Below are 24,627 nucleotides of genomic sequence, written 5' to 3' on the forward strand. Positions count from 1 at the left end.
TCGTGACCGCGTCGCAGTCCCCACCGGAGCCCGCCGGGACGTCGGCCCCCTCCCCGACGTCCCGGCGCGGCAGGCGTCGCCGTGCCACCGCGCTGGCGCCGCGCGACAAGCTCGTGCTCGGGCTGATGCTCGGCATCCCGTCGCTGGTGCACATCGCGCTGGTCTGGGTGCCGGCGCTCGGCTCGATCGGGTTGTCGTTCAGCTCGTGGGACGGGATCGGCGGGTTCGCCGACATCGAGTGGGTCGGGTTCGGCAACTACGTCGACATCTTCACCCGCTACCCCCGGTTCTGGCCCGCGGTGCAGCACAACCTCACCTGGCTGCTGTTCCTGCTCGTGGCGCCGACCGCCGCCGGGCTGCTGCTGGCCGTGCTGCTGGACCGCCAACTGCGGTTCGGGCGGATCTACCAGAGCGCGCTGTACCTGCCGATGGTGCTGTCGCTGGCGTTGGTCGGGTTCATCTGGCAGCTGATCTACCAGCCCGAGCAGGGGCTGCTGAACAACGTGCTCGGCACCGCGTCGACCGACCCGGTGAACTGGCTGGGCGACCCCGACATCAACCTGTACGCGGTGCTGGTCGCGGCCGGGTGGCGGCACACCGGGTACGTCATGCTGCTGTACCTGGCCGGGCTGAAGTCGGTCGACCCGGCGTTGAAGGAAGCCGCCGCGCTCGACGGCGCAAACGCTTGGCAGACGTTCTTCCGGGTCACGTTCCCGGTGCTCAAACCGGTGAACGTGGTCGTGCTCGTGGTCACCGTGATCGAGGGCCTGCGGGCGTTCGACATCGTGTACGTGATCAACAAGGGCCGCAACGGGCTGGAGCTGCTGTCCGTGCTGGTGACCGACAACATCATCGGCGAGTCGAGCCGGATCGGGTGGGGCTCGGCGCTGGCCGTCGTCCTGCTGCTGATCTCGCTCGGGTTCATCGTCACCTACCTGATCCAGGTGTTCCGCGAGGAGGGCCGGGCGTGACGTTCCGACCGCGTTCGATCCCATTGGGGCGCATCGCCCTGCACGTGTTCCTGGTCCTGACGTGCCTGGCCACGCTCGCGCCGCTGCTGTGGGCGCTGTACGCGTCGCTGCGGACGTACGACGACACGGCCCGCAACGGGTACTTCTCGGTCGCGGAGAGCCTGACGTTCGACAACTTCACGTCCGCGTGGACGCAGGCCGACCTGCCGCACTACTACCTGAACACGTTGATCGTGACGTTGCCGGCGTTGCTGCTCGTGCTGCTGCTCAGCTCGATGGTGGCGTTCGGGGTGTCGCGGTTCAGCTTCCGGTTCAACCTGGTGCTGCTGATGCTGTTCACCGCGGGCAACCTGCTGCCGCAGCAGGTGATCGTGACGCCGCTGTACCGGCTGTACCTGCTGACGCCGCTGCCCCGTTGGCTCAGCGACAGCGAGGTGCTGCTGGACTCGCAGCTCGGGCTGGTGCTGATCCACGTGGCGTTCCAGTCGGGGTTCTGCGTGTTCGTGCTGAGCAACTACATGAAGACGATCCCGAACGAGATCGGCGAGGCGGCGCGGGTGGACGGCGCGGGCGTGTTCCGGCAGTACTGGCAGGTGATCCTGCCGCTGTGCCGTCCCGCCCTGGCGGCGTTGGCGACCCTCGAGTTCACCTGGATCTACAACGACTTCCTGTGGGCCCTGGTGCTGATCCAGACCGGCGACAAGATGCCGATCACGTCGGCCCTGCAGAACCTGAAGGGCACGTTCTTCGTGGACAACAACCTGGTCGCCGCCGGCTCCCTCCTGGTCGCCCTGCCCACCCTGGTCGTCTTCTTCACCCTGCAACGCCAGTTCATCGGCGGCCTGACCCTGGGCTCCACCAAGGGCTGACCGCGCGTGTCCTACGTCCACGGCGCGTGAGTCGTACGTTCACGGGACCTGAATTCAACACTCGACCGACCGAGCGGTCTGTCTGAGCGTTGAATTCAGGTCCCGTGAACGTTGGACTCTCGCGCTGCGAACGTAGGACTCTCGCGGCTTGGGCGTTGGACTCTCGCGTGGTCAGTGGTGGGGGACGGGGGCGGGGCGGCCGGGGAGGCGGATGGTGAACATGGCGCCGCCCTCCGGGGCGCGGCCCACGTAGGCCAGGCCGCCGTGGCGTTCGGCCACCTGCTTGACGATGGCCAGGCCAAGGCCCGAGCCGGGCAGGGTGCGGGCCTCGGACGAGCGGTAGAAGCGCTCGAAGACGTGCGGCAGGTCGCCGTCGGCGATGCCGGGGCCCGAGTCGGCCACCTCCACCACGGCGCTGCCGTCACCCAGCTGCTTGAGCGACAGCCGAACCACGCCGCGCGCCGGGCTGAACTTCACCGCGTTGTCCAGCAGGTTCAGCACGGCGCGTTCCAGCGCGCTCGAATCGCCCAGCAACGACCACGGCTGCACTTCCACCACGAAGTCCACGTCGGTCGCACGGCGCTTGGCGCGGTCCAACGCGCGCTCCACCACCTCGACCAAGTCCACCGGCTCGTGCACGACCTGCGGCGCGTCCTCACGGGCCAGCTCCACCAGGTCGCCGATCAACGTCGTCAGCTCGTCGAGCTGCGCCCGCACGTCGGCGTTGATCTCCGCCTTGTCCTCGTCGGACAACGTGGGCGCGTCCGGCCGCTCCGAGGCCAGCAGCAGCTCCAGGTTGGTGCGCATGGACGTCAACGGCGTCCGCAGCTCGTGCCCCGCGTCCGCGACCAGCCGCCGCTGCCGCTCCTGCGAGTCCGCCACCGCGCCCAGCATCGCGTTGAACCGCTGCGACAGCAGCGCCAGCTCGTCGTCACCCGACACGGGGATCGGCCGCAGGTCGCCGGTCAACGCGACCCGCTCGGTGGCTTCGGTCAACCGCTGCACGGGCCGCAGGCCGGTCCGCGCCACCGCCGTCCCCGCCACCGCCGCGACCAGCACGCCCAGCCCGCTGATCACGAACAGGACCACGGACAGCTTGCCCAGGGTGACGTTCAACGGCTTGGTGGACTGCGCGATCAGCATGGCCTGGCCGTCGCCGTACGGCACCGCGATCACCCGGAAGTCGGTGCGCAGGTCGGTCCAGATGTTCTCCAGCCGCGACCCGCGCGCCACGTCGAGGTCCGCGGGCTGGGTCGGCGGCGCGACCGTGCCCTTCGGGTAGAGGATCTGCCCGGTCACGTCGAGCACGCCGATCCGGATGTCGCCCGCGGCGAGGAACGCGCCGGGGATCTCGGTGACGTCGTTGTTGACCTTCGGCGCGTTCACCGCGGCCTGGGCGCGCTGCCGCAGGTTCTCGTCCATCTGGTCGTGCAGGTTCTGGCTCACCGTCATGTACGCGCCGAGCGACACGACGGCGACGGCTCCGGCCACGCAGAACGCGGCCAGCAGGGTCACCCGGGCCCGCAGCGACACCCGCTGGAGCCGCCCGTTGGCGGCACCGATCACGGAGGGGTCTCCCGCAGCACGTAGCCGACGCCGCGCACGGTGTGCAGCAGCCTGGTCTCGCCTTCGGCCTCGGTCTTGCGGCGCAGGTAGCCGACGTAGACCTCCAGCGCGTTGCCCGAGGTGGGGAAGTCGTAGCCCCAGACGTCCTCCAGGATCCGGCCGCGGGTCAGCACCTGCTTCGGGTGCGCCAGGAACAGCTCCAGCAGGGCGAACTCGGTCCGGGTGAGGCTGATCGGCCGTTCGCCGCGCCGCACGTCCCGGGTGCCCGGGTCGAGCTCCAGGTCCGCGAACCGCAGCACCGCGCCCGCCGGCTCCTCGGCGTCGGACGCCGCTCGGCGCAGCAGCGCGCGCAGCCGGGCCAGCAGTTCCTCCAGCGCGAACGGCTTGGGCAGGTAGTCGTCGGCGCCCGCGTCGAGCCCGGAGACCCGGTCGGACACCGCGTCGCGGGCGGTGAGCACGAGGATGGGCAGGTCGTCGCCGGTGCTGCGCAGCCGGCGGCACACCTCCAACCCGTCGAGTCGGGGCATCATCACGTCCAGCACCATGGCGTCGGGGCGCTGGGAGACGACGGACTCGAGGGCCTGCTGGCCGTCGCCGGCAAGGTCCACCTGGTAGCCGTTGAACTGCAGTGAGCGACGGAGCGACTCACGCACGGCCCGGTCGTCGTCGACAACGAGGATGCGCATGTGGTCAGTCTTGCCGCTGGTCCTGAGAGCCGCCTGAGAAGCCGGTGTGAGCCTGCCGTCAAGTTTCCGGACCGCTGCGGGCCACCGGGGCGTTCCAGTGCCGCCACAGCGCCAGCAGCCGCAAGCCGACGATGACCACCGACCCGACCAGCGTCACCGGCACGGCGGGCAGCTCGAGGTAGTCGCCGAACGCCACCACCACCGCCCCGCACAACGCCGCGACCGCGTAGATCTCCCGCCGCAGGACCAGCGGGATCTCCCGCAGCAGCACGTCGCGCAGCGCGCCGCCGCCGATGCCGGTGGTCATCCCGACCAGGCACGCCGCGTAGGGCGGCGCGCCGAGCGCGAGCGCCGTCGTGGTGCCCGCGGTGACGAACAGGCCGAGCCCGACCGCGTCGAGCAGCAGGACCGCCCGCCACAGCTTCGCCACGGTCGGGTGAAACCAGAAGACCACCAGTCCGGTGACACCGGCGACCGCCAGGTACGGCCAGCTCACCAACGCCGCCGGCGGGTGCACGCCGAGCAGCACGTCCCGGATGATCCCGCCGCCCAGCGCCGTGGTCAGCCCCAGCACGACGACCCCGAACACGTCCAGCCGCGCGCCCACCGCCGCGACCGCCCCGGAGGCGGCGAACGCGGCGATCCCGACCAGTTCCAACGCGGCGAGCAGCACGGCTGGCCAGGTTAGGAGCAGTCAGAAGTAATCCGCCAGTCGCGGCACGCCGGGCGCGCCGACCAGCCGGTCGAGCAGCGCGCCGTCGCCGTCGAGCAGCCCGGCCCGGCGCAACGCGTGGCTGTCCTGCATCCCGCTGAACCACGGCCCGAGCGCACGCGCGTGCAGCCGCACGGCCCCGTTGCCGCCCGCCTCGACGCGCACCGACCCGTCCTCCACCACCAGGCGGCGACGTCCCGCGTGCCACGGCGCGTGCTCGTCGACCACGTCGAGGTCCACGGCGGCGGGTTTGAGCCACGCCGCCGCCGGCCAGCCGCGCGCCGCCACCGCCGCCGGCAGGTCGACCACCCGCAGCAGCCACGCGGACGTGGTCACGGTGTGCTCGATCGCCTGGTTGGTCAGCAGGCCGGTCACGGCCGGGTCGGTGACCAGCAGCCGCGCCCGGTCGAGCACGCCGGCCCAGCCGCCCAGTTCCCGCAGCAGCCCGAGCTGCGTCGTCGCGTCCCGGCCGATGAGGTCGTGGACCCGCAGCCCGCCGGCGTCGCGCTCGGCCGCCAGGTACCCGCGCACCTCGCCGTCGTGGCCGGGCACCACCGACACCACGGCCTCGTCCAGCAGGTCGTCGGCGGCGATGGTCGGCGGGCTGCGGTCCACGAGCCCGTCCACGGTGGACGCGACGTCCAGGTAGCACGCCCGCACCGCGGGGAGGTCGCCCGCCACCAGGGGCCGGGTGGCCACGCGCGCGCCGGCGGGCATCCGGTCCAGCGGGAACTCCAGCCACTCGAACACACCGGACCGCTCCCACCCGCGCGACCGGTACACCGCGGGCACGGTCGCGTACAGCGCGGACACCACCTGGCCGCGTTCCCGCATGTCCCGCAACGCCGCGTCGAGCAGCGCGCCGGCCACCCCGCGCCCCCGCGCCCAGGGGTCGACGGCCACGCCGCCGACGCCGCCCATCGGCACCGTCGAGCCGCCCCAGAACTGGTGGAAGTCCTTGATCGTGAGCAGGCCCGCCACGTGCCCGTCCACCTCGGCCAGCAGGCCTCGCCGGCCGGGCCGCAACGACGGCTCGCCGATGCCGCCGAACGCGACCCGGCGCAGCCGGTCGGCCTCGCCGACGTCGTCCGGGGTCAGCTCACGGATCCGCACGCGTCCTCCCTACCAGGTGAAGAACCCCTGACCGGTCTTCCGGCCGAGCTGACCCGCCGCGACCTTCTCCCGCAGCAGCGACGGCGGCTCGAAGCGCGGGCCCAGCTCGGCCGCGAGGTGCTCGGCGATCGCCAGCCGCACGTCCAGCCCGACCAGGTCGGTCAGCCGCAGCGGACCCATGGGCCACCCGTACCCGAGCCGCATCCCGGTGTCGACGTCCTCGGCGGAGGCGACGCCCTCTTCGAGCATCCGGATCGCTTCCATGCCGACCGCCACCCCGAGCCGCGACGTGGCGAACCCCGGCGCGTCCCGCACCTCGATCACGGTCTTGCCCAGCTCCTCGGCCCAGCCGCGGACCCGCGCCACCACGTCGGCGGCGACCCCGGGGTGGTGCACCAGCTCGACGAGCTGCTGCACGGGCACGGGGTTGAAGAAGTGCATCCCCAGCACCCGCTCGCCCGGCAGCCCCTCGGCCAGCGCCGAGATCGACAAGGACGACGTGTTCGACGCCAGCACCGCGTCCGGGCAGGCGCGGGCCGCGTCGCCGAGCACCTGCCGCTTCAGCCCGAGGTCCTCGGGCACGGCCTCGACCACGAGCGCCGCGCCGCGTCCGACCCCGGTGTCGAGCCGTTCGGCCACGGTCAGGCGCGTCAGCAGCTCGGCGGGCGGCACGGCCAGCTTGCCGCGGTCGGCGGCCTTGGCCAGCGACGCCTCCACCGCGCGCCGCGCCGCCGCCGCCCGGTCCGCGCCCGCCTCCACCAGCACCACGTCGTGCCCGCCGGCCAGGAGCAGGTGGGCGACTCCGGCGCCCATCGTGCCGCCGCCGATCACCACCGCGATCACCGGTCCACGACCTCCGCGGCGAACATCGCCACCAGCTCGACGCCGCCGATCTCGGACAGGTTCGCGCCCGCGGCGTGCCACTCCGGCGACCCGAAGGCCGCTTTCATGGCCTCGGCGGACTCGAAGTGCATCTCGGCCACGATGTGCAGCTCGTGCTCGCCGAGGAAACCGGGCACGAAGACGCGGGTCACCTTCGCCACCTCGGCCCGCAGCAGACCCGGTGTCTTCTCCACCAACGGCAGGTGGGACGTGAAGTAGGCCTCGTCGAACGCCTCGACGTCGGCAGGTTTCCGGTACAGGGCGACGTACTTGACCATGTGACACCTTCCGTCCGGTTTCGCCTGCGAATGTAACACCGGCACCATGGAGTGGTGCGGATCATCCTGCTGCGCCACGGGCAGAGCCTGGGCAACGTCGACGAGCTGGCCTACTGCCGCGTCCCCGACCACGCCCTCCCGCTGACCGGGCTGGGCGAACAACAGGCCCGCGACGCCGGGCCGCGGATCAAGGACCTCCTCGACGGCGACCCGGCGGCGGTCTACGTCAGCCCGTACGTGCGGACCAGGGCCACCTTGCGCAACCTCGAACTCGGCCACCAGCAGGAGCGCACGGTGGCCGAGCCGAGGTTGCGCGAGCAGGACTGGGGCAACCTCCAGGACCCGGTGCGGCAGGAGGTGCTCAAGCACCAGCGGCACGCGTTCGGCCACTTCTTCTTCCGGCTGCCCAACGGCGAGTCCGGCGCGGACGTGGACGACCGCCTGGCCGCGTTCCTGACCGACCTGGAGACCCGGATGCGGGACCCGGCCCACCCGGCCACGGCGCTGGTCGTCTCGCACGGCCTCACCATCCGGCTGCTGTGCCGCCGGCTGTTCGGGTGGAGCATCGAGCTGTTCGAGTCCCTGTCGAACCTGGAGACCTGCGAGCACCGGGTCCTGACCCACGACGGTTCGCAGTGGCGCCTGGACCGGCCGTTCGACCAGTGGCGGGCGTCCCCGGACGGCGAGACCCAGGGACCGATCGGCTAGCCCGGCACCACGTCCGCGACCACGCACACCACGTTGTCCGGTCCGCCGCCGGCGTTGGCCAGCCCGACCAACCGCCGCGTCGCCTCCTCCGGCTCGTCCTCCGACACCAGCACCCGCCGCAGCTCCTCCTCCGGCACCACGGTGTGCAGGCCGTCGGAGCACAGCAGGTACCGGTCACCGGGCAGGGCGTCGTGCAGCGCCAGGTCCGGCTCCACCGCCTCGCCGTGCAGGGCGCGCACCAGCAGCGACCGCTGCGGGTGGCTGACCGCCTCCTCCTCGGTCAGCCGGCCCTCCGCGATCAACGACTGCACGGCCGTGTGGTCGTGCGTGATGCGGAACAGCCGGCCGCCGCGCAGCAGGTAGACCCGCGCGTCACCGACGTGCACCAGGCCCAGCCGCGACCCGGACAGCACCAACGCGGTCAACGTCGTGCCGCTGCACTCGTCGGTGGGGTTGGCCGACAGGTACTCCCGCACCGCCGTGCCCGCCTGCCGCACGGCGTCCGCCAACGCGTTGAGCAGCTCGCCGGCCGGGATGGCGGTGTCCAGCGCGGCGAGCGTGTCGATGGCCATCGAGCTGAGCGGTTCCCCCCGCGCGCCGAACCCGTCGGCCACGGCCAGCAGCCGCTGCCCCGCGTAGCCGACGTCCTGGTTCGACTCGCGGACGAGCCCCTGGTCGGTCCTCAGCGCGTAGCGAAGCGCGAGCGTCATGGTGGTGGTGTCCTTCCCGGTGAGTCGCTCCACGAGGGAGGAGGCGAGGCCCCGGCGGGCCGCGGTGTCGGCTTCGACCTGCGCCCAGTAGGCGCGCACCTCGGCCGCGGCGTCCGCCGGCGCCAGCTCGCACACCCCTCGGATGCGGGCCAGCGGCATCCCGAGCCGGCGCAGCCACGCCACCAGCCGAGCCCGCTCGACCTGGTCCGGCGAGTACAGCCGGTACCCCGACAGCGGGTCCACCCGGGCGGGCGTCAGCAGCCCCAGCTCGTCGTAGAGCCGCAACGCCTTCGGCGACAGCCGGACCGCCCGTGCGAACGCGCCGATCGTCAGCAGCTCCACGACCCCTCCCCCAGCCGGGCCGCCCGGCCCGACCAGGACCACCGTGCGGCTTCACCCAGGGTGAAGGTCAACCGGTCGTGGGATCCACCAGGGACGCGGACCGGTCCCGCACCAGCCCGCTGAGCGACACCGTGCCCGCCACCGCCAGCACCGCCAACGCCGGCCAGTCCGCCACCAGGTGGCCCTCGTCACCGACCACGAAGCTCCCGTACAGGCCCCAGCACTGCACCGCGGTCAACGCCGCGCCGAACACCGTCGTCCACCACGAGACCACGACCACCACCACAACCAGCAGGAGCAGGGCGAACACCGGCCAGCTCCCCGCCAGCGCGGTCACCACCACCCCACCCGCGAAACCCAGCGCGGACCCGTGCACCGTTCCGACCATGACCGGCCATTCAACGCCCGGCTGAGACGCACGCCACCCACTTCCGGTCAGGTTCACCGGAAGGCGTGAGGCACGATCGTCCGAATGAGCTTCTACGACGTCCTGCACCGCCGGAGGGACACCAGGGGCGAGTTCACCGGCGCCCCGATCCCGCCGGACGTGCTGCGCCGGGTGCTCAGCGCAGCGCACGCCGCGCCCAGCGTGGGCCTGTCCCAGCCGTGGGACTTCATCCTCGTGCGCGACGAGCACACCCGCCGCGCGTTCCGCGACCACGTCCACGCCGAGCGCAGCGTCTTCGCCTCCGGACTGGACCCCCGGCAGGCCGAGCTGTTCGCCCGGATCAAGGTCGAGGGGATCATGGAGTCCACGGTCGGCGTGGTCGTCACCTACGACCCCGACCGCGGCTCGCCCGCCGTGCTCGGCAGGCACGCCATCGCCGACGCCGGCCTCTACTCGGTGTGCCTGGCGATCCAGAACCTGTGGCTGGCCGCCACCGCCGAGGGCCTCGGCGTCGGCTGGGTCAGCTTCTACCGGGAGGACGTGCTCCGCCGGATGCTCGACATCCCCCAGCCCCTGCGCCCGGTGGCGTGGCTGTGCGTCGGGCCGGTCGAGGGCCTGCCGGACACCCCGGACCTGGAACGGCACGGCTGGCGCAACCGCCTGCCCTTGGAGGCAGTGCTGCACGAGGAGCGGTACACCCGCCGTTCCGGCCGGTAGCCTGTGGTAGCCGTGCCGGCGGCGAGCGGTCCCGCGTACCGCAGCGCCGAGTCGGAATGGAGTGTCAGCACGAGTGGAGCAGCGAGATCGGCCGGTAGCCGGGCAGGCCCCGCAACTCGACCTCGAGGTCAAGGCGTTGCTGAACGCCGGCCGCCTGGCCGAGGCCAACACCCTGTTCGACCAGGTGGTGAGCCGGGTGCCACCTGGCGTCGACCGCTGGCAGCGCTCCGCCGTCCTGGTCGACCGCGCCAAGCTCGCCTGGCGCCTCGGCCGCATCCCGCTGGCCCTCGAACTGGCCGCCGAGGGCTGGACCGACCTCGACGGCGAGCACGACGACAACCCGGCCGCCGCCCAGGCGATGCACGCCCTCGCCTACCTGCTGGAGGGCATCGGCAACCGCCGTGCCGCCGTGGACATGCTGCGCCTGTCCGTCCAGGTGGCCCGTCGCGCCGCCGAGCGCTCACCGGGGGCCGTCGAGATCCTGGGCCACTGCCTGCAAGGCTTGGGCGGCACTTTGAACTTCCGCGCGATCTCCTCACCGCCCGACCGCGCCCCGGCGATCTTCGAAGAAGCCCGGGGCTACCTCAGAGAAGGCCTCGACCTGGTCGAAGAGAAGCACATGCGCCGCGCCCTGCTGGCCGCGTACAGCCGTTCGCTGGCCGGCGTCGGCGAGTTGGACCAAGCCGAGGAGCACGCCCAGGAGGCGCTGCGCCAAGCCGAGGGGGCCGGCGACAAGTGGGCGTCCGCCGTCGCCTGCTGGGTCCTCGCGGTGGTCCGGCGGGAGCAAGGCGACCTGGTCCGGGCCCGCACCCTGGCGAGCCGCGCGGTCGCCGCCTCGGAGTCCATCAACGACCCGTCCCTGCTGCTGCGGTTCTCCCTGGACCTGGCCGACATCTGCGCCGAGATGGGCGACCACGTCGGCGAGGCCACCGCGCTGCGCTGCTCGGTGGCCGCGAGCCGCACCGCCACCGAGACCCTCCAAGAAGGACTCGGCCAGGCGCTCGAACAACGTCGCGTCGCCGTGCAGGCGCAACGCCTGGCCGTCGCCGCCCAGGAAGCCGCCGCCCGCGACCCCCTCACCGGCCTGGCCAACCGCCTCGGCCTGGAACGGGCCGCCGCCGGCCTGCTGGAGAGCACCGCCGCCCGGGGCCGCGTGCCCTGGCTCGTCCTCGTCGACGTCGACCGCTTCAAGGGCGTCAACGACGACGCCGGCCACGCCGCGGGCGACGCCACCCTGCGCGAGATCGCCCAACTCCTCCGCCGCGAGTGCCGTGCCGCCGACCTGGTCGCCCGCTGGGCGGGCGACGAGTTCGTGGTCCTGCTCGGCGCCGCCGACGGCAACACCCTCGAAGTGGGCCCGACCGTCGCCGAACGCATCCGTGCCGCCGTGGACAACCACGACTGGACCGTCGTCCTGGGCACCGCCTGCCACCCCACCGTGAGCATCGGCGTGGCCGCCGGCCCAGCCACCCTGGACCACCTCTTCGCCGCCGCCGACATGGCCCTCTACCGCGCCAAACGCCACGGCCGCAACCGCGTCGAAGTCGAACCCCACCTCACCCCGACCACCCCGGAAGCCATCTCCGGCAACTGACCACCCCATAACCACCCACCCCGCCCCCAACCAACCCGCCCACAACCAACCCGCCCCCAACGGACCCGCCACATCCCCACCGAGGCCCGATTTGACATGGGTTCGGGTGCTTTAGGCTGGTCGAAGCCGGACAGGCTTGGCGGACGCTCTTCCCGCCAGGCCTGCCCGGCTTTGGCCTGCCTGGAGCGCCCGTAAGGGCCCCATGTCAAATCGCGCCGGACCCGACCACCGAGCCCCGAGCGTTCAACTCAGCCATCCCGAACGTAGGACTCACGCATCCCCAACGTAGGACTCACGCGTTCCGAACGTAGGACACGCGCATCGCGAACGTAGGACTCACGCGATCAGGCCGCCCCGGAACGCCACCAACGCCGCCTGAACCCGGTTCACCGCACCGATCTTGCCCAACACCGACGACACGTACCCCTTGACCGTCGCCTCGGACAGGTGCAGCGTCCCGCCGATCTCCGCGTTCGACATGCCCTGTCCGATGAGGACCAACACCTCGCGCTCCCGTTCGGACAGCGAGGCGAGCAGCCGCCGGGCGGGCTCGGCCGCCCGTTCGCCGTCGGCGACCGCCGCCAAAACCCGTGCCGCCACACCGGGGTCGAGCACCGCGCCACCCACGGCGAGGTCGCGCACAGCCCGCACCAGCTGTTCCGGTTCGGTGTCCTTGAGCAGGAATCCCGAAGCGCCCAACCGCAGCGCCTCGGAGACGTACTCGTCCACGTCGAACGTGGTCAGCATGGCGATCTTCGGCGGGTCGGGAATGGCGCGCAGCCTGCGCAGCGCCATCAACCCGTCGGACGACCGCATCCGGATGTCCAGCAGCACGACGTGCGGGCGGTGCCGGCGTGCCAGGTCGGCCACCAGGTGCCCGTCGTCACACTCGGCCACGACCTCCATGTCGCCTGCGCTGCTGAGGATCATGCGAAGGCCGGACCGGACGAGGTCTTCGTCATCGGCCAGCATCACCTTGATCACGACGCCTCCCCGCGTTGGCGTTTCGTGCTCGTACCCGCCCAGCCTCGTGCACGAACACGCGAGCTGACGTTAATTCCCCGTTATCTCACCACGGGAGGACGCGGGTTCAGCCTGTTCACAGTTGCCAGGGGATGGGCGGGGTCAGCCCAGGACCTGCGCGACTTCCTGTCGCAGCCGTGGCAGCAGGGCGTAGAGCTTGTCGCCCGGGCAGAGGGTGTCGCGGTAGTCCCGGTGGCCCTGGATCGCCGACGGCGGGATGCCGTACTGCTCGCACGTGTACACGCAGAACGACACCAGCGAGTCCCACTGCAACTTGGGCGGCTCCACGTCCATGTAGAGGCCTTCGTTCTCGATTCCGATGGCCGCGGTGTTCTGGCCGGGACAGTGCGCGCCGACCACGACCCGGTCACCGGCGCGCAGCGCCGCCAGGCTGCCGTGCCTGCCTTCCATGAGGAACCCGCCGCGGCTGTTGGTGAAGTGCTGGCCGGAGTCGATCCAGCCGTTCGTGTCCATGTGGAGGTTCTGGATCCACCGGGCGTTGGCGTAGGCCGCGGCCTGCGAGTAGTCGGTGACGTTCGCCGACGCGGTGTGGTGGATGAGGATGCGCACCGGCCGTTCGTTCACAACGCTCGTCGGCTGCGACGGCGGCCGCGCGCCCCAGTCGGCGCAGCTGCGGATGGGCAGGACGGGTGAGCCGAGCGCGGGCGAGGAGCCCAGACCAACGAGCACCCCCGCGCCGGCGAGACCGGTGAGCAGCGATCGACGTCGCATCATGTGAACTGTTTTCCCAATACCTCATCACCACGTCAAGGCCCCACACCCGTCCGGCGCAGCCCAAACGCGAAGGTCTTTCGCGAATCGATGACCAGCCAGTAACGTGCGTCACACGATCCCTGCCTGGAAGGAGCTTCGCGTCATGCGGAGAGCCGCCCGATCGCTAGCCGTGGTCGCACTCCTCGCCGCCGCGGCCACCACCGTCCCCGCCACCACCGGCGCCACCACCGCCACCGCCGCGCCCGCCGAGACCAGAACCGCCGCCGAGGTCCGCGCCTCCGCGTTCACCCCCGACGACCACTGCCTCGGCCAGTGCCACGACGTGCTGCCGCCCGGCCAGAACGGCAACGCCACCCTCACCGAGATCCTGGCCCACCGCGCGCTCGGCACCCGTCCCGCGCACTCCGCCGACCAGCTCGGCCGCTACGACTCGCTCGTCTCCGGCTACGGCGGCCTGACCAACGAGCAGCTGGGCACGTTCTTCAACGACGCCTCCTTCGGCGTCCCGGCCGACCAGGTCGAGAGCACGATCAAGCCGCGCGCCGACGTCACGATCGTCCGCGACAAGGCCATCGGCATGCCGCACATCTACGGGACCACCCGGTCCGGCACCGAGTTCGGCGCCGGTTACGCCGCCGCGCAGGACCGGCTCTGGCTGATGGACCTGTTCCGCCACCTCGGCCGCGGCCAGCTGTCCGGGTTCGCGGGCGGCGCCGAGGGCAACCGGGCGCTGGAGCAGAGCTTCTACAACCAGATCCCCTACACCGAGGCCGACCTCCAGGCGCAGATCGACCAGGTCGCGGCGCAGGGGCCGCGCGGCGCGCAGGCGTTCCAGGACGTCAAGGACTACATCGCGGGCATCAACGCCTACATCACCGCCTCCGTGAACAGCCGGACGTTCCCCGGCGAGTACGTGCTGACCGGGCACGCCGACGCGATCACCAACTGGAACGACATCACGCCGTTCCAGCCGACCGACCTGGTCGCGATCGCCGCCGTGGTCGGCGGCCTCTTCGGCGCCGGCGGCGGTGGCGAGGTGCAGAACGCGCTGGTCAAGCTGGCCGCCCAGAACAAGTACGGCGCTGCCGCCGGCGACCAGGTGTGGCGCTCGTTCCGCGAGCAGAACGACCCCGAAGCGGTGCTCACCCTGCACAACGGCCAGCGCTTCCCGTACGCGACGACGCCGACCTCGCCCCAGGGCGTGGCGCTGCCGGACGGCGGCGTCGTGACACCCGAACCGATGGTGTTCGACCAGACCTCGACCGCCACCTCCACAGTGGACACGCCGGCGGACCTCAAGCCGCTCGAAGGCCTCTTCGCCGACGGCGTGCTGCCGCGCGACCTGCTGACCAAGAAGCACGGCATGTCCAACGCGCTGGTCGTGTCCGGCGCGCACACCGACACCGGCAACCCGGTCGCCGTCTGGGGTCCGCAGACCGGCTACTTCGCCCCGCAGCTGCTCATGCTCCAGGAGCTGAACGGTCCGGGCCTGCGGTCGCGCGGCGTGTCCTTCGCCGGCGTGTCGATGTACGTGCAGCTCGGTCGCGGCGTGGACTACTCGTGGAGCGCGACGTCCGCCGGGCAGGACATCACCGACACCTACGCCGTCGAGCTGTGCGAGCCCTCCGGCGCACCGGCCACCGCCACCTCCGCGCACTACCGCTACCACGGCCAGTGCCTGCCGATGGAACGCCTGGAGCGCAAGAACTCCTGGAAACCCAGCGTCGCGGACCCGACCCCCGCCGGCTCGTACGCGCTCGTCATGCACCGCACCAAGTACGGGCTCGTGCAGAGCCGCGCCAAGGTCGACGGCAAGTTCGTCGCCTACACCTCGCTCCGCTCCACCTACCTGCACGAGGTCGACTCGATCATCGGCTTCCAGGAGTTCAACGACCCCGACGCGATCAAGTCGGCCGCCGACTTCCAGCGGGCCGCCGAGCACGTCGGGTACGCGTTCAACTGGTTCTACGTGGACTCTCGCGACACCGCGTACTTCAACTCCGGCGCGAACCCCGTGCGCAAGGCCACCGTCGACCCGCACCTGCCGGTGAAGGCCGAAGCCGCGTACGAGTGGGGGGGCTGGAACGCCGACCGCAACACGGCCGCCTACACGCCGTTCGCGCAGCACCCGAACTCCGTCAACCAGGACTACTACATCAGCTGGAACAACAAGCAGTCGCTCGACTACTCCGCGTCCGGTTACGGCATGGGCTCGGTGCACCGCGGCGACCTGCTGGACGACCGGGTGCGCGCGCTCATCGCCCGCGGCAAGGTCACCCGGACCTCCCTCACCCAGGCCATGGCCGAAGCGGGCGTCGCCGACCTCCGCGCCGAGCAGGTCCTGCCCGACCTCCTCCGCGTGATCGACACCGCGCCGGTCGCCGATCCCGCCCTCGCCGCCACCGTGACGAGGCTCCGCGAGTGGAACCGGGCCGGCTCGCTGCGCAAGGAGACTTCGCGCGGCAGCAAGACCTACGCGCACGCCGACGCCATCCGGTTGCTCGACGCGTGGTGGCCGCGCCTGGTCGAGGCGCAGTTCAAGCCCGGTCTCGGCGACGCCCTCTACGGGCAGCTCACCCGGGCCGTCCAGATCGACGAGCCGCCGTCGGACACCCACGGCGCGGCTCCGCACAAGGGTTCGTCGTTCCAGAACGGCTGGTGGAGCTACGTCGACAAGGACCTGCGCGCCGTGCTCGGCGACCGCGTGGACGGCGCCCTGGGCGCCCGCTACTGCGGCAACGGGAACGTGGCGGCCTGCCGGCAGGCGCTGCTCGACGCGCTGACCGCGGCGGCGGCGACCCCGGCGACCACCGTCTACCCCGGCGACGACTCGTGCGCGGCAGGCGACCAGTGGTGCGCCGACACCATCATCCACCGCGCCATGGGCGGCATCACGCACGACAAGGTGCACTGGCAGAACCGGCCCACCTACCAGCAGGTCGTGCAGTTCCCGTCCCGTCGCGGCACGAGCCTGGCGAACCTCGCCACCGGCGCCACGGCGACCGCCAGCAGCCACGAGCGCGGCTGGTACAGCTCGCCGCCCTCGAACGCGGTGGACGGCAAGGCGGACACCCGCTGGGCCAGCGACTGGTCGGACCAGCAGTGGGTGCAGGTCGACCTCGGCGCGACGCGCACCGTCGGCCGGGTCGTGCTGTCGTGGGAAGCGGCCTATGCCAAGGCGTATCGCATAGAGCTGTCCGTCGACGGCAGCACGTGGCGGACCGCCTACACGACTTCCGCGGGAGATGGTGGCCGGGATCTTGCGTCGTTCCCACCCGATGCGGCACGATTCGTACGAATGACGGGTATCCAACGAGCCACTGGTTACGGATACTCGATTTACGAACTTGAGGTCTACGTCCAGTAGACCGGCCCACAGGAAGACCCCGGTCCACCCCCAGGGACCGGGGTCTTCCGCTGTTCCGGGCCCGACCAGCCGCTCTCCGCTCACCGGCGATCCCCACCGGCGGATCCCCCGCCGGGCGCCCGGCCGACGTCCCGCCGACCAGACGGCTACCGGGTCACGAACAGGTAGTTGCGCACGCGATCGTCGATCCGGTCGACCGGCCGCCAGGTGTTGCGGTGCCAGGCGTGCATCCGGTACCCGCGTTCGGCCAGCCAGTCCTGCACGTCGCGCGCCCGGTACCCGAACCGCAGCACGTGCCGTTCCTCGATCTCCAGGAGAAGTTTCGGTCGAAACCTCTCGATCGTCTCCGCACCTCCTTGCAGCACGCGCAGTTCCGCGCCTTCCACGTCGGCCTTGACGAAGTCCAGCCGGTCGATGGCGTTGGCCGCGCAGAACCGGTCCAGCGTGTCGGTGCGCACCAGGACTTCGAGGTGCTCGGCGAACTCGACGTTGGAACCGAGGCCGTCCGCGCCCGAGGTGAGGAACGAGCGGCCGGTGACCGGTGTGCCGTGCCGGACCGGGACGCTCATGACCTCGCGGCCCTCGCTCACTCCCAACGCGACGGAGTGCCGGACCACGTTGCGGGCCTCGCGCGGGCGCAGCAGGTAGGACAGCGCGGGGTGCGCGAACACCAGCGGCTCGATGCTGTGCACTGTCCCTTGTGGACCGACGAGGCGGGACAGGGAGACGGTGTAGAGGCCGAGCGCGGCGCCGATGTCGACGCACACGTCACCGGGCCGCACCACCTCGCGCAGGCCGATCAACTCGGGTTCGACGAACGGCGTGAGCCGGGCGAGGACGCGCAACGCGCCAGCCACGGCCGCGCCGCGCGCCTCGGTCAGGTTGTGGGTCACGGTCACCAGGTTAGGGAATCACGTCAGGGGTTTGGCGCCGTTCTGGTTCTGTTGCAGCTGTGCGGGCAGCCCGACCTGCTCGGCGAACTCCGCGGCGACCGTCGAGCTGCCGTAGATGCCGAGCGCCTTGGCCAGGTGGAGGCGGACGTCGGCGCGGTGCCCGTCGTCCAAGCGGGGCAGGGCGCTCTCGAAGGACGTGACCAGCGTGTCGGCCCAGTGCTGGTCGCGGCGCTGCGAGGCGATGCCGACGAGCTCGGCCAGGTGCCTGCTCAACTTCACCGCCTGCTCCACCTCGTAGCCGTTGCGGATGAGCCACCAGATCGTGGCGCTGGACAGGTCGGTCAGCACCTCGTCGCGCAGGTACTTGATCTCGGCGCGTTCGGCGTCCCGCTCGGCCTGGCGCATCGTGGTGGTCTGGAGCAGTTCGATGTGCTTGCGCGCCATCGCCAGGTCGTGCTCGTCCACGGCCAGCTCGACCCCGTCCGCCCGCGCCCAGACGTGCGTGCCCTCGACCTGCCGCTCCGCCGCCAGCTCCGCGCCGAGCTGGTGCTGCAGCGGGGCGTGGTGGACGAGCATCGCGCGCTCCGTGAGCGCTTTGGCCCGGTGGATGATGTCGTTGACCGCCGCGCTGCGCGGCGCGTTGTGCCGTGCGCCCGTCGTCAGGTCCACGCGCCAGTGGATCGTCATCTTGGCGTGGAAGTCGAGCCCGTAGACGGCGCTGGGCAGCGGCGACTCGAACGGGTGTTGGTGGGAGGTCGAGGCCGGGACGAACGTGTACTGCTCGGCGTTGGGGCGGGCACGGAGCCGCCGCCACCACGCGCCGACGGAGCCCAGGGGGCCGGGACGGAAGTCAGGCCAGGGTCGGCTGCTCATGGGATGGCTTTCGTCGGAGGGGGATATGGCCCCCTCTGTACCTCACTGGACCGGTGCGGAACAGATGAGGTCGCCCACTTCCCCCGTACAGCCGACCGGCCGGGCCCCACCCCCTAACCCAAGGTGCACGTCCCTAGGCCCACCGAGTGACAACCCCGCCACCGGAAGCCCGACCCCCGACCCGGTACGCTCACCACCGCGCCCTCGTAGCTCAGGGGATAGAGCATCGGTTTCCTAAACCGTGTGTCGCAGGTTCGAATCCTGCCGGGGGCACTCACCTTTCGCCGGGTGAATCAGGCCCTGGCCAGCGGAAACGCGGCCGGGGCTTGATCTTTTAGGTCAGTCGCCGTCAGCCGGAATCTGCCCCCATCTGCCGGGGTTCGCGGACTGGTGACGGACTGGATCTGCCCAATGCCTGCCCAAGCCGAAGGTCCTCGGACGATCGTCCGAGGACCTTCCGCACCGACTGTCGATCACCGGTCGAACAGCTCCTCGATCCTCTTGTTGATCAGCTCCCGTTGCCCATCGATGCACTTCGCGTACACCCGGAGCAGCACCTCGACCGAGTGACCAGCACGTTCCGCCACGTCCGTAGCCGGGACGCCCCCGTTCAGCATGAGCGAGACTGCGGCGTGCCGAAGGTCGTACGGCCGCCCAGCTAGAGGAGAGGCCGCCTGAGCAGGCGTCAGGGCGTACTGGCGGGCCTCCTCCCACACCCGGTAGTAGGTGGACGACGACACCACCCCGCCGTTCGGCGACCGGAACAGCCGCCCATCGGGAGCCGTCCCGAACCGGTCGAGGTGGTCCCGGAGGATGCGGACGAGCACCGGTGGGATGGGCACCGGCCGGACGTCCTTCGCCCCGCGATGCTTCAACCCGCGCCGGTCGTGGACCTCACCGGAGTCCGTCCACCGCTTGCCCGCCGCCGGACGCGACTCACCGAGCATGAGCAGGCCCCAGCCCTCCTCGGGCAGGGTGCAGTCGTCCTCACGGAGCCCCAGGCCCTCAGCGGGCCGAGCAGCCGCGTAGTAGCCGGTCGCGAAGAACGCCGCCAAGTGCGCGCCCCGCTCCTGGTTCCGCCGCCCGACGTAGGTCACCGCGGTCAACAGCCGTTCGACCTGGCCCGGGTTGGCCACCACCCGAGGGTCTACCTGGTCGACCACCTTCGCGACCTTGCGCTTCACCCTGGTCAACGGGTTGTCCGGGATCATCCCCAGCTCGACGGCATAGGACAGCAGGTTGAACAGCACCGCCCGTTTCCGCTGGTAGACGGTTGCAGCCGCCGCCTTGCCGTCGAGTTTGGCCGCCAGCGCGTCCAGCACCTCGCGCACCGCGACAGCGTCCGTTAGGTCGAACAGCGGACGCGAGTTCCGCGTGAGCCAGTCCACGACCTCCCGATCTTCGGCCGACAGCTCCGCGTCACGTGTGGTCGGCGGCAGCAGGTTCCGTGACAGCACGCCCCGAAGCTCAGTCACATCCGGTCGACCGACCCCATCCCGCACGAACACCGCGCCAGCAGTCGCCAGAGCCTCCACAGTGCTACCCCGAGTCGTCGCCGCAGCGTCAGGCCACTTCAGATCCATGTAGGACTGAGCAAACTCCAAGAACGACAACGAGTTCCGCCGCCGAACCTCCGACACCGGCAACCCGGTATCCACATCGAACGGTTCACCGTTGCGCGCCGCCTGGCTCAGCTCGGACAAGCGGCTGGTAGCCAGAGCCTTGGTCGCGTACCACTCGGAGTGCTCCCGCGTGTCCGTCCGCCATCGGACTGGATACGGCCGCTTCCGCCCCGTCCGCTTCTTGATCTCCCAGAACTTGACCCTGAACGTGGTGGTCATGCCGCCGCCTGGTACAGGTCATCGAGCCAAGCGAGGAAGTCCACCCGCTTGCACCGCAGCTCACCGTTGGGCAGCGAGAAGCACCGAGGCCCCTTCCCCGTCTGCCGCCACTTGTAGAACGTGTCCCGCGAGACCTCACCGCCCAGGGCCTCCAGCATCTCCGGAACAGACATCAACTGAGCCAGCTCACGCACCTTGCCACTCATCCCCGAACCCCCGTTTACGCAGCTTGAGACGTTGCCGAACGGTTTGACGGACTGGCCGAGGCGAGCAACGCCGCCGTGTACTCGGCCTTCCATCGACGCCGCTCCGCGACCGCCCGTAGCAGCAGGTGTGGTCTTGGGGGCACGTTCGGGTCACCGGGCCGCACGTTGTTCCAGACGACCCGTTTGGGCTGGTCGTCCCCAGTGATCCCCACGTCGGCGAGCAGTTGCCGAACGAATTCCTTGCGGTCGTGCTTGTGGTCGGCCAGCGACTTCCCGGACCACTTCCGTGACACCAGCACCCGCCGACCGGCGACGCCGAGGGTTGAGCGCTTGTGTGCCTTGCCCTTGCATCGACCAGGCTCCATCGACAGCCGAGCGCCTTTCGGTTGGACGCCGTAGAGCAGCCACACCGGGCATTGCGGCGAGCAGGGCGTCACGGCCAACTCCGCGCACAGCCGTTCGGCGTGATCCTCCTGACGGCTGGTCCGGGCATCGAAGCACTCACCGATGCTCTTGGTCAGATACTTCGTCAGGTAGCCGATGTGCCGACCGGCCTCTTCAGTGCCGCCGAGGATGCCCTTGGAGTGCACCTGCACCCCGAACCGGGCGACGTGCGCCGGACGCTCCACCTGGTCGAGAGCGTCCTCCCACGTCGGCAGCGGTTCACGCGTAGTCGGGTCGACGAACCCCTTCGCCCGCGAGTCCCACACCGGCCGGTTGTCGCCGCTGTACTTGATCTCGTCGTGGTTGGGCCACCACACCTGGTGGTAGGTGGCTTCCGCGACCGCCCGCAGCTCCGCACGCGAAATCGAACCCCGGATAGCCGCGTGCCAGTGTGGCGCCAGCCGTCGCTGAGGTTCGACGGTGGAGAAGTACTGCACATCCCACCCGACGCACCGCCGGAGGTTCTGCATGAACCGATCGAGCAGGGCCGCGAAGTGCACCGCGTCCCGAGCCGCCCGCCGGTAGTCGTAGGTGTCCGGGTCGACCGGGGTGCCGTCCGAGCGCACCTTGCCGTAGCTGTCCAGCGTGAGCGTCAGGAAGGTTGAGGGCTGGTACTTGCCGACGAATACGCGACCGACCGTGCGCTTGCCGACCGGTCGCCGAGGCAGGTTCGGCGCATCCTGCCGCCGCCTGGTCGACCGCTTCCGGGTGATCCGTGGACGTGCTTCCAGAGCCGGGAGAGAACCGCGGACTCCGAGCTGCCGAAGTTCGGCGTCGACGCCCGCAACCTCCTCTCGAACCTCCTCGGCACCAATCTCGTCGCCCTCTTCGAGAGCCTGCCGGTACGCCTTCGCCAGGTCAGCCCAGTAGGCGGTCAGTGCCCGCTGATCGTCGCTGGGCGGGTCCGGGGTGAAGTCGGGCTCCTCGGTCAGGTGCCAGCCCTCGCGGCACTGCGCCATGCGCAACCTGCGGTTCTTCTCCGCGCAGGTGGGACACACACTCGCCACCGTCGAGCCGCACGCCACGGGCACGATCTCGACCCGTCCGGTGTCCAGGTCGACCCGCTCCTTGGCCAGCGGCCGGACGCAGACGCCGTGCTCCTCAGCCACGGCCCGAGCCACATCGAGCGCCGCCGGCTGCTTCATCCGGTCGGCACGAGTCAGGTACTCGCTCATGCCGCCACCTCCCCCGAGTCGTCCGGCCGAGTCGGCAAGTCGTGCACCTCTGCGTCAGCCAGAAACAGGCCCAGCTCGACCAAGTCGGCATCGGTGACGTGGAACGCCCGAGCCCGTTCCGGCTCCCGCTGCCCGTCCTCCTTGATCCAAGCGACGCCGGGGGTGTTCTCACTGATCTCATGGGCAGCCGCACCGCGCTGCCGGATACCGTCACCGAGCACCATGTCGACCTGTTGCGGCTCGTCCAGGCGCAGCGCCACACGGGTGCTGAACAGGTGCCGGAACGACACGACCTCCTTGCGCGGGTCCTGGACCAGGCCCACGACCGCGAACCCGGGCGCACGTCCCTGAGAGGTGATCGTCTGGATAGCCCGCACCGCGCGTTCCCGGAGCTGCTTGTCCGGCTGGTAGGCGATCAGGTCCGCCAGCTCGTCCACCACCAGGACCGTGAACGGCTCACACGTCGACCGCGCCCACAACCGCCGCACACCCCGGTACCGGGTGGCACGTTCCTTAACCTCTGCGGCCATTTCCTCAAGCAGCGCAACGGCTTCCGGCCCGTTGTCGTACACGACCCGGTCGAAGGCGTCCGGGCACTGGCCCAGCTCCATCCCACCCTTCGGGTCGATCCCCACCAACCGGACCAGACCCGCCCGAACCGCCGGTGCGAGCTGCCACACCAGCGACCAGAGCACCGAGCCCTTGCCCGCACCGGGCACGCCGACGACGAGCACCTGAGACCCGAGCAGCCGCAGCCGCCACGGCTTGCCCGTCTCGGTCCGGCCGACCACGACCCGCTTGAGGTCCACCTCGGCATCCGTCAACGCGGGAACGGTCAGGGGACGTAGCAGCGGGTCGCGGTGGACAAAGTCCAGCTCGATCACGCGAGGTCGCAGGACTCGCACGCGACAGGAGCGAGCGCCAAACGAGTGCGCCAGGCCGTCCCGACGCAGCTCCCATGCCTCAGGTGACTGCGCAGGCACCATCCGCACCCGGACGCGATCCCGCCAACCCTCCGACCGGACCCGGCGCAGCTTAGGCCGGTACTCGCGGCCCCGGTCGAGCTTGGCGAGGTCCGACAGCCGCATCACTGACCGCCACTTCGGCACGTACACCGTCAACCGCCGCCACTCAGTGACCAGCCGGTACCAGCCGTGTCGCATAAACGACCCACGGTCCAGGCCCGCCCAGATCAACAAGGCCGCGACCAGTGACAACAACGCCAGCACCAACGGTGAGAGCCCGAACCGCCACCAGCACCAGGCCGCCGACGCCGGTACCAACGTGACCACCGGGTACCGGACCACAACGAGCACCAGGCGCACAGCCCCGACGACCACCAGCCACACCAGCGCCACCAAGGCCGCGATCCACTTGGCCTTCCCCGGCACCAACACCCACCACGGCACCCGAGGTCGCACGCCCTCGAACGGAGCCGGGTCCACCCACTTCCCGCCGTTCATCGCCCACGCCCCACTGGGACGAAAATCAGCGGCAGCCAACCCAGGCAGCCACAACAAACGAGCTGGTTCGGGGCGTAGACACCGAACCGCTTACACGCCCCACAGGGGCGACCGTTGGACAACTTCCACACTGTCGGGGCACCGCGTCGACTTGACGCGCGCACCCCACGTACCGATAGCCTCGACATGACCGGAATCCCTTGTGTGGTAACGAATACAAGCGAAAGTTCCGGTCGGTGTGTCGCCGGGAACACCTTCAGCCCGCCAAGACTCGAATCTGTTTCCGGCGACCCCACCAACCAGCAATTCTGATCACTCAGCCGTGCGAAACCAGCTCAACCGGTCGCACCGTCACTCCTGCGTCTCGACCTCGAACAGATCCTCGAAGTCGAACGGCGCGAGGGCGGTCAACGCCCCACTGATGAACCGAGCACCGGGCCGCAGCTCACCCGCACGCGCACGCTTGACCGTCGATCGGTGCAGCCCCATCGCCTTGGCCACCGCGTAGTCCGACTGGAACCCCGCCAACCGCATGGCCTTGGCGAACATGTCATCGCGGAGCCTGATCTCATGCGGCCGACCGGGCAGCACCGCCACCCGCCGACTCCCGGCACGAACAGTGGTCCCCGACGCAAGACCGTGCGCGACCTTCTCCGCCTTCTCCTTGTGCAGTTCGGCGAGGAACAGCGACTCCTTCCGCCGCCCCCGATCCGACTCCGCGACACGCCGATAGGTCTCGGCAGACCGCTGATGGAAATCGAGCCACTGCACCTGGGCGGCCTCAAGCGAGGGCCGCACCTTCGCCAACGCATCGTGGGCGTGCCGAAGCGTCGTCGCCGAGCGCACCGCCGACCACAACTCCTCCGCCGGGTTCACTCCCACTCATCCCCCACGACACCCAACGCAACCCCTCCGTCCTGCAACGCCGAACGCAGCCTGTTGATCGACTCCCGGTCGACCACCAGAACCGCCGGGAACGCGTTGCCGAAGCGGATCTCCACCCGGTCCGCGTACGCCATCGGCATAGCCCGAATGGGCAGGTCATCGGTCACGTGCAGCCGAACCATGTCC

General features: G+C 70.7%; 24 protein-coding genes and 1 tRNA gene. 7 read left to right on the forward strand and 18 right to left on the reverse strand.

Going from position 1 to position 24,627, the window contains the following annotated elements:
* The first annotated feature begins 2 nt into the window (after window positions 1–2).
* Window positions 3–971 (forward strand): carbohydrate ABC transporter permease, encoded by a 969-nt coding sequence (locus EDD40_RS19720; RefSeq protein WP_246037738.1) that lies wholly within the window; start codon window positions 3–5, stop codon window positions 969–971.
* Entirely contained in the window at window positions 968–1,840 is an 873-nt protein-coding gene (locus tag EDD40_RS19725) for a carbohydrate ABC transporter permease (RefSeq protein ID WP_123744227.1), read from the forward strand. Before EDD40_RS19720 ends, EDD40_RS19725 begins: the two co-directional genes overlap by 4 nt.
* 171 nt (window positions 1,841–2,011) lie before the next feature.
* Here the strand turns inward: EDD40_RS19725 and EDD40_RS19730 are convergent, their stop codons facing one another.
* From EDD40_RS19730 to EDD40_RS19755, 6 genes are read right to left on the reverse strand one after another with little or no spacing between them, the layout of a single operon-like run.
* Entirely contained in the window at window positions 2,012–3,406 is a 1,395-nt protein-coding gene (locus EDD40_RS19730) for a sensor histidine kinase (RefSeq protein ID WP_123744228.1), read from the reverse strand.
* A complete protein-coding gene (locus EDD40_RS19735; protein ID WP_123744229.1) occupies window positions 3,403–4,092 on the reverse strand; it encodes a response regulator transcription factor in 690 nt (229 codons plus the stop codon). The genes EDD40_RS19730 and EDD40_RS19735 overlap by 4 nt, the downstream gene beginning before the upstream one ends.
* A 58-nt stretch (window positions 4,093–4,150) precedes the next feature.
* Window positions 4,151–4,765 carry a trimeric intracellular cation channel family protein gene (locus tag EDD40_RS19740; protein ID WP_123744230.1) on the reverse strand — a complete coding sequence of 205 codons (615 nt, stop codon included), beginning with the start codon at window positions 4,763–4,765 and terminating at the stop codon, window positions 4,151–4,153.
* A 21-nt stretch (window positions 4,766–4,786) separates the two neighbouring features.
* Window positions 4,787–5,917, reverse strand: coding sequence for a GNAT family N-acetyltransferase (locus EDD40_RS19745; RefSeq protein WP_123744231.1), 1,131 nt, complete (start codon window positions 5,915–5,917; stop codon window positions 4,787–4,789).
* Between the two features lie 9 nt (window positions 5,918–5,926).
* A complete protein-coding gene (locus EDD40_RS19750; protein WP_123744232.1) occupies window positions 5,927–6,760 on the reverse strand; it encodes a 3-hydroxyacyl-CoA dehydrogenase family protein in 834 nt (277 codons plus the stop codon).
* Window positions 6,757–7,077, reverse strand: coding sequence for an EthD family reductase (locus EDD40_RS19755; protein WP_123744233.1), 321 nt, complete (start codon window positions 7,075–7,077; stop codon window positions 6,757–6,759). The genes EDD40_RS19750 and EDD40_RS19755 overlap by 4 nt, the downstream gene beginning before the upstream one ends.
* A gap of 54 nt (window positions 7,078–7,131) precedes the next feature.
* Between EDD40_RS19755 and EDD40_RS19760 the strand changes: the two genes are divergently transcribed.
* The gene (locus EDD40_RS19760) at window positions 7,132–7,785 is read left to right on the forward strand and encodes a histidine phosphatase family protein (protein WP_123748150.1); all 654 of its coding nucleotides are present in this window, start codon (window positions 7,132–7,134) and stop codon (window positions 7,783–7,785) included.
* On the opposite strand, the gene EDD40_RS19765 is transcribed toward EDD40_RS19760, so the two are convergent.
* Together EDD40_RS19765 and EDD40_RS19770 are read right to left on the reverse strand one after the other, a co-directional pair.
* Window positions 7,782–8,837, reverse strand: a complete 1,056-nt coding sequence (locus EDD40_RS19765) for a MerR family transcriptional regulator (RefSeq protein WP_123744234.1) — start codon at window positions 8,835–8,837, stop codon at window positions 7,782–7,784. The two genes, EDD40_RS19760 and EDD40_RS19765, sit on opposite strands and share 4 nt — an antisense overlap.
* A gap of 67 nt (window positions 8,838–8,904) precedes the next feature.
* Window positions 8,905–9,225 (reverse strand): hypothetical protein, encoded by a 321-nt coding sequence (locus tag EDD40_RS19770; RefSeq protein ID WP_123744235.1) that lies wholly within the window; start codon window positions 9,223–9,225, stop codon window positions 8,905–8,907.
* 84 nt (window positions 9,226–9,309) lie between these two features.
* On the opposite strand from EDD40_RS19770, the gene bluB reads away from it, so the two are divergent.
* Window positions 9,310–9,942, forward strand: a complete 633-nt coding sequence (gene bluB, locus EDD40_RS19775; RefSeq protein WP_123744236.1) for a 5,6-dimethylbenzimidazole synthase — start codon at window positions 9,310–9,312, stop codon at window positions 9,940–9,942.
* A gap of 73 nt (window positions 9,943–10,015) precedes the next feature.
* On the forward strand, window positions 10,016–11,536 hold the full coding sequence (locus EDD40_RS19780; protein WP_123744237.1) for a GGDEF domain-containing protein: 1,521 nt from the start codon (window positions 10,016–10,018) through the stop codon (window positions 11,534–11,536).
* Between the two features lie 336 nt (window positions 11,537–11,872).
* Here the strand turns inward: EDD40_RS19780 and EDD40_RS19785 are convergent, their stop codons facing one another.
* Window positions 11,873–12,520, reverse strand: coding sequence for a response regulator (locus tag EDD40_RS19785; RefSeq protein WP_053719266.1), 648 nt, complete (start codon window positions 12,518–12,520; stop codon window positions 11,873–11,875).
* A gap of 141 nt (window positions 12,521–12,661) precedes the next feature.
* Window positions 12,662–13,291: a peptidoglycan recognition protein family protein gene (locus EDD40_RS19790; RefSeq protein ID WP_246037739.1), complete on the reverse strand. Its 630-nt coding sequence runs from the start codon at window positions 13,289–13,291 to the stop codon at window positions 12,662–12,664.
* Window positions 13,292–13,436: 145 nt separating this feature from the next.
* Between EDD40_RS19790 and EDD40_RS19795 the strand changes: the two genes are divergently transcribed.
* The gene (locus EDD40_RS19795) at window positions 13,437–16,661 is read left to right on the forward strand and encodes a penicillin acylase family protein (RefSeq protein ID WP_123744239.1); all 3,225 of its coding nucleotides are present in this window, start codon (window positions 13,437–13,439) and stop codon (window positions 16,659–16,661) included.
* A gap of 146 nt (window positions 16,662–16,807) precedes the next feature.
* On the opposite strand, the gene EDD40_RS19800 is transcribed toward EDD40_RS19795, so the two are convergent.
* Together EDD40_RS19800 and EDD40_RS19805 are read right to left on the reverse strand one after the other, a co-directional pair.
* Complete coding sequence (locus EDD40_RS19800; RefSeq protein ID WP_211348208.1) at window positions 16,808–17,554, reverse strand: FkbM family methyltransferase; 747 nt, start codon at window positions 17,552–17,554, stop codon at window positions 16,808–16,810.
* A gap of 18 nt (window positions 17,555–17,572) precedes the next feature.
* Window positions 17,573–18,427, reverse strand: a complete 855-nt coding sequence (locus tag EDD40_RS19805) for a hypothetical protein (protein WP_123744241.1) — start codon at window positions 18,425–18,427, stop codon at window positions 17,573–17,575.
* A 200-nt stretch (window positions 18,428–18,627) separates the two neighbouring features.
* Here EDD40_RS19805 and EDD40_RS19810 point away from each other — a divergent pair.
* A tRNA-Arg gene (locus EDD40_RS19810) sits at window positions 18,628–18,700 on the forward strand.
* A gap of 200 nt (window positions 18,701–18,900) precedes the next feature.
* On the opposite strand, the gene EDD40_RS43710 is transcribed toward EDD40_RS19810, so the two are convergent.
* The 6 genes from EDD40_RS43710 to EDD40_RS19840 all read right to left on the reverse strand — a co-directional run bounded on the left by EDD40_RS43710 (window position 18,901) and on the right by EDD40_RS19840 (window position 24,608).
* Window positions 18,901–20,268: a tyrosine-type recombinase/integrase gene (locus tag EDD40_RS43710; protein ID WP_170185140.1), complete on the reverse strand. Its 1,368-nt coding sequence runs from the start codon at window positions 20,266–20,268 to the stop codon at window positions 18,901–18,903.
* The gene (locus EDD40_RS19820) at window positions 20,265–20,462 is read right to left on the reverse strand and encodes a helix-turn-helix transcriptional regulator (RefSeq protein WP_246037740.1); all 198 of its coding nucleotides are present in this window, start codon (window positions 20,460–20,462) and stop codon (window positions 20,265–20,267) included. The genes EDD40_RS43710 and EDD40_RS19820 overlap by 4 nt, the downstream gene beginning before the upstream one ends.
* Window positions 20,463–20,488: 26 nt before the next feature.
* Complete coding sequence (locus EDD40_RS19825; RefSeq protein ID WP_123744243.1) at window positions 20,489–22,093, reverse strand: replication initiator; 1,605 nt, start codon at window positions 22,091–22,093, stop codon at window positions 20,489–20,491.
* Window positions 22,090–23,556 carry an FtsK/SpoIIIE domain-containing protein gene (locus EDD40_RS19830; RefSeq protein ID WP_123744244.1) on the reverse strand — a complete coding sequence of 489 codons (1,467 nt, stop codon included), beginning with the start codon at window positions 23,554–23,556 and terminating at the stop codon, window positions 22,090–22,092. The genes EDD40_RS19825 and EDD40_RS19830 overlap by 4 nt, the downstream gene beginning before the upstream one ends.
* 351 nt (window positions 23,557–23,907) lie before the next feature.
* A complete protein-coding gene (locus EDD40_RS44625; protein WP_342777775.1) occupies window positions 23,908–24,432 on the reverse strand; it encodes an AMED_5909 family protein in 525 nt (174 codons plus the stop codon).
* Complete coding sequence (locus EDD40_RS19840) at window positions 24,429–24,608, reverse strand: hypothetical protein (RefSeq protein WP_246037741.1); 180 nt, start codon at window positions 24,606–24,608, stop codon at window positions 24,429–24,431. Before EDD40_RS19840 ends, EDD40_RS44625 begins: the two co-directional genes overlap by 4 nt.
* Window positions 24,609–24,627 lie beyond the last annotated feature (19 nt).

The organism is Saccharothrix texasensis (assembly GCF_003752005.1).
Lineage (GTDB): Bacteria > Actinomycetota > Actinomycetes > Mycobacteriales > Pseudonocardiaceae > Actinosynnema > Actinosynnema texasense.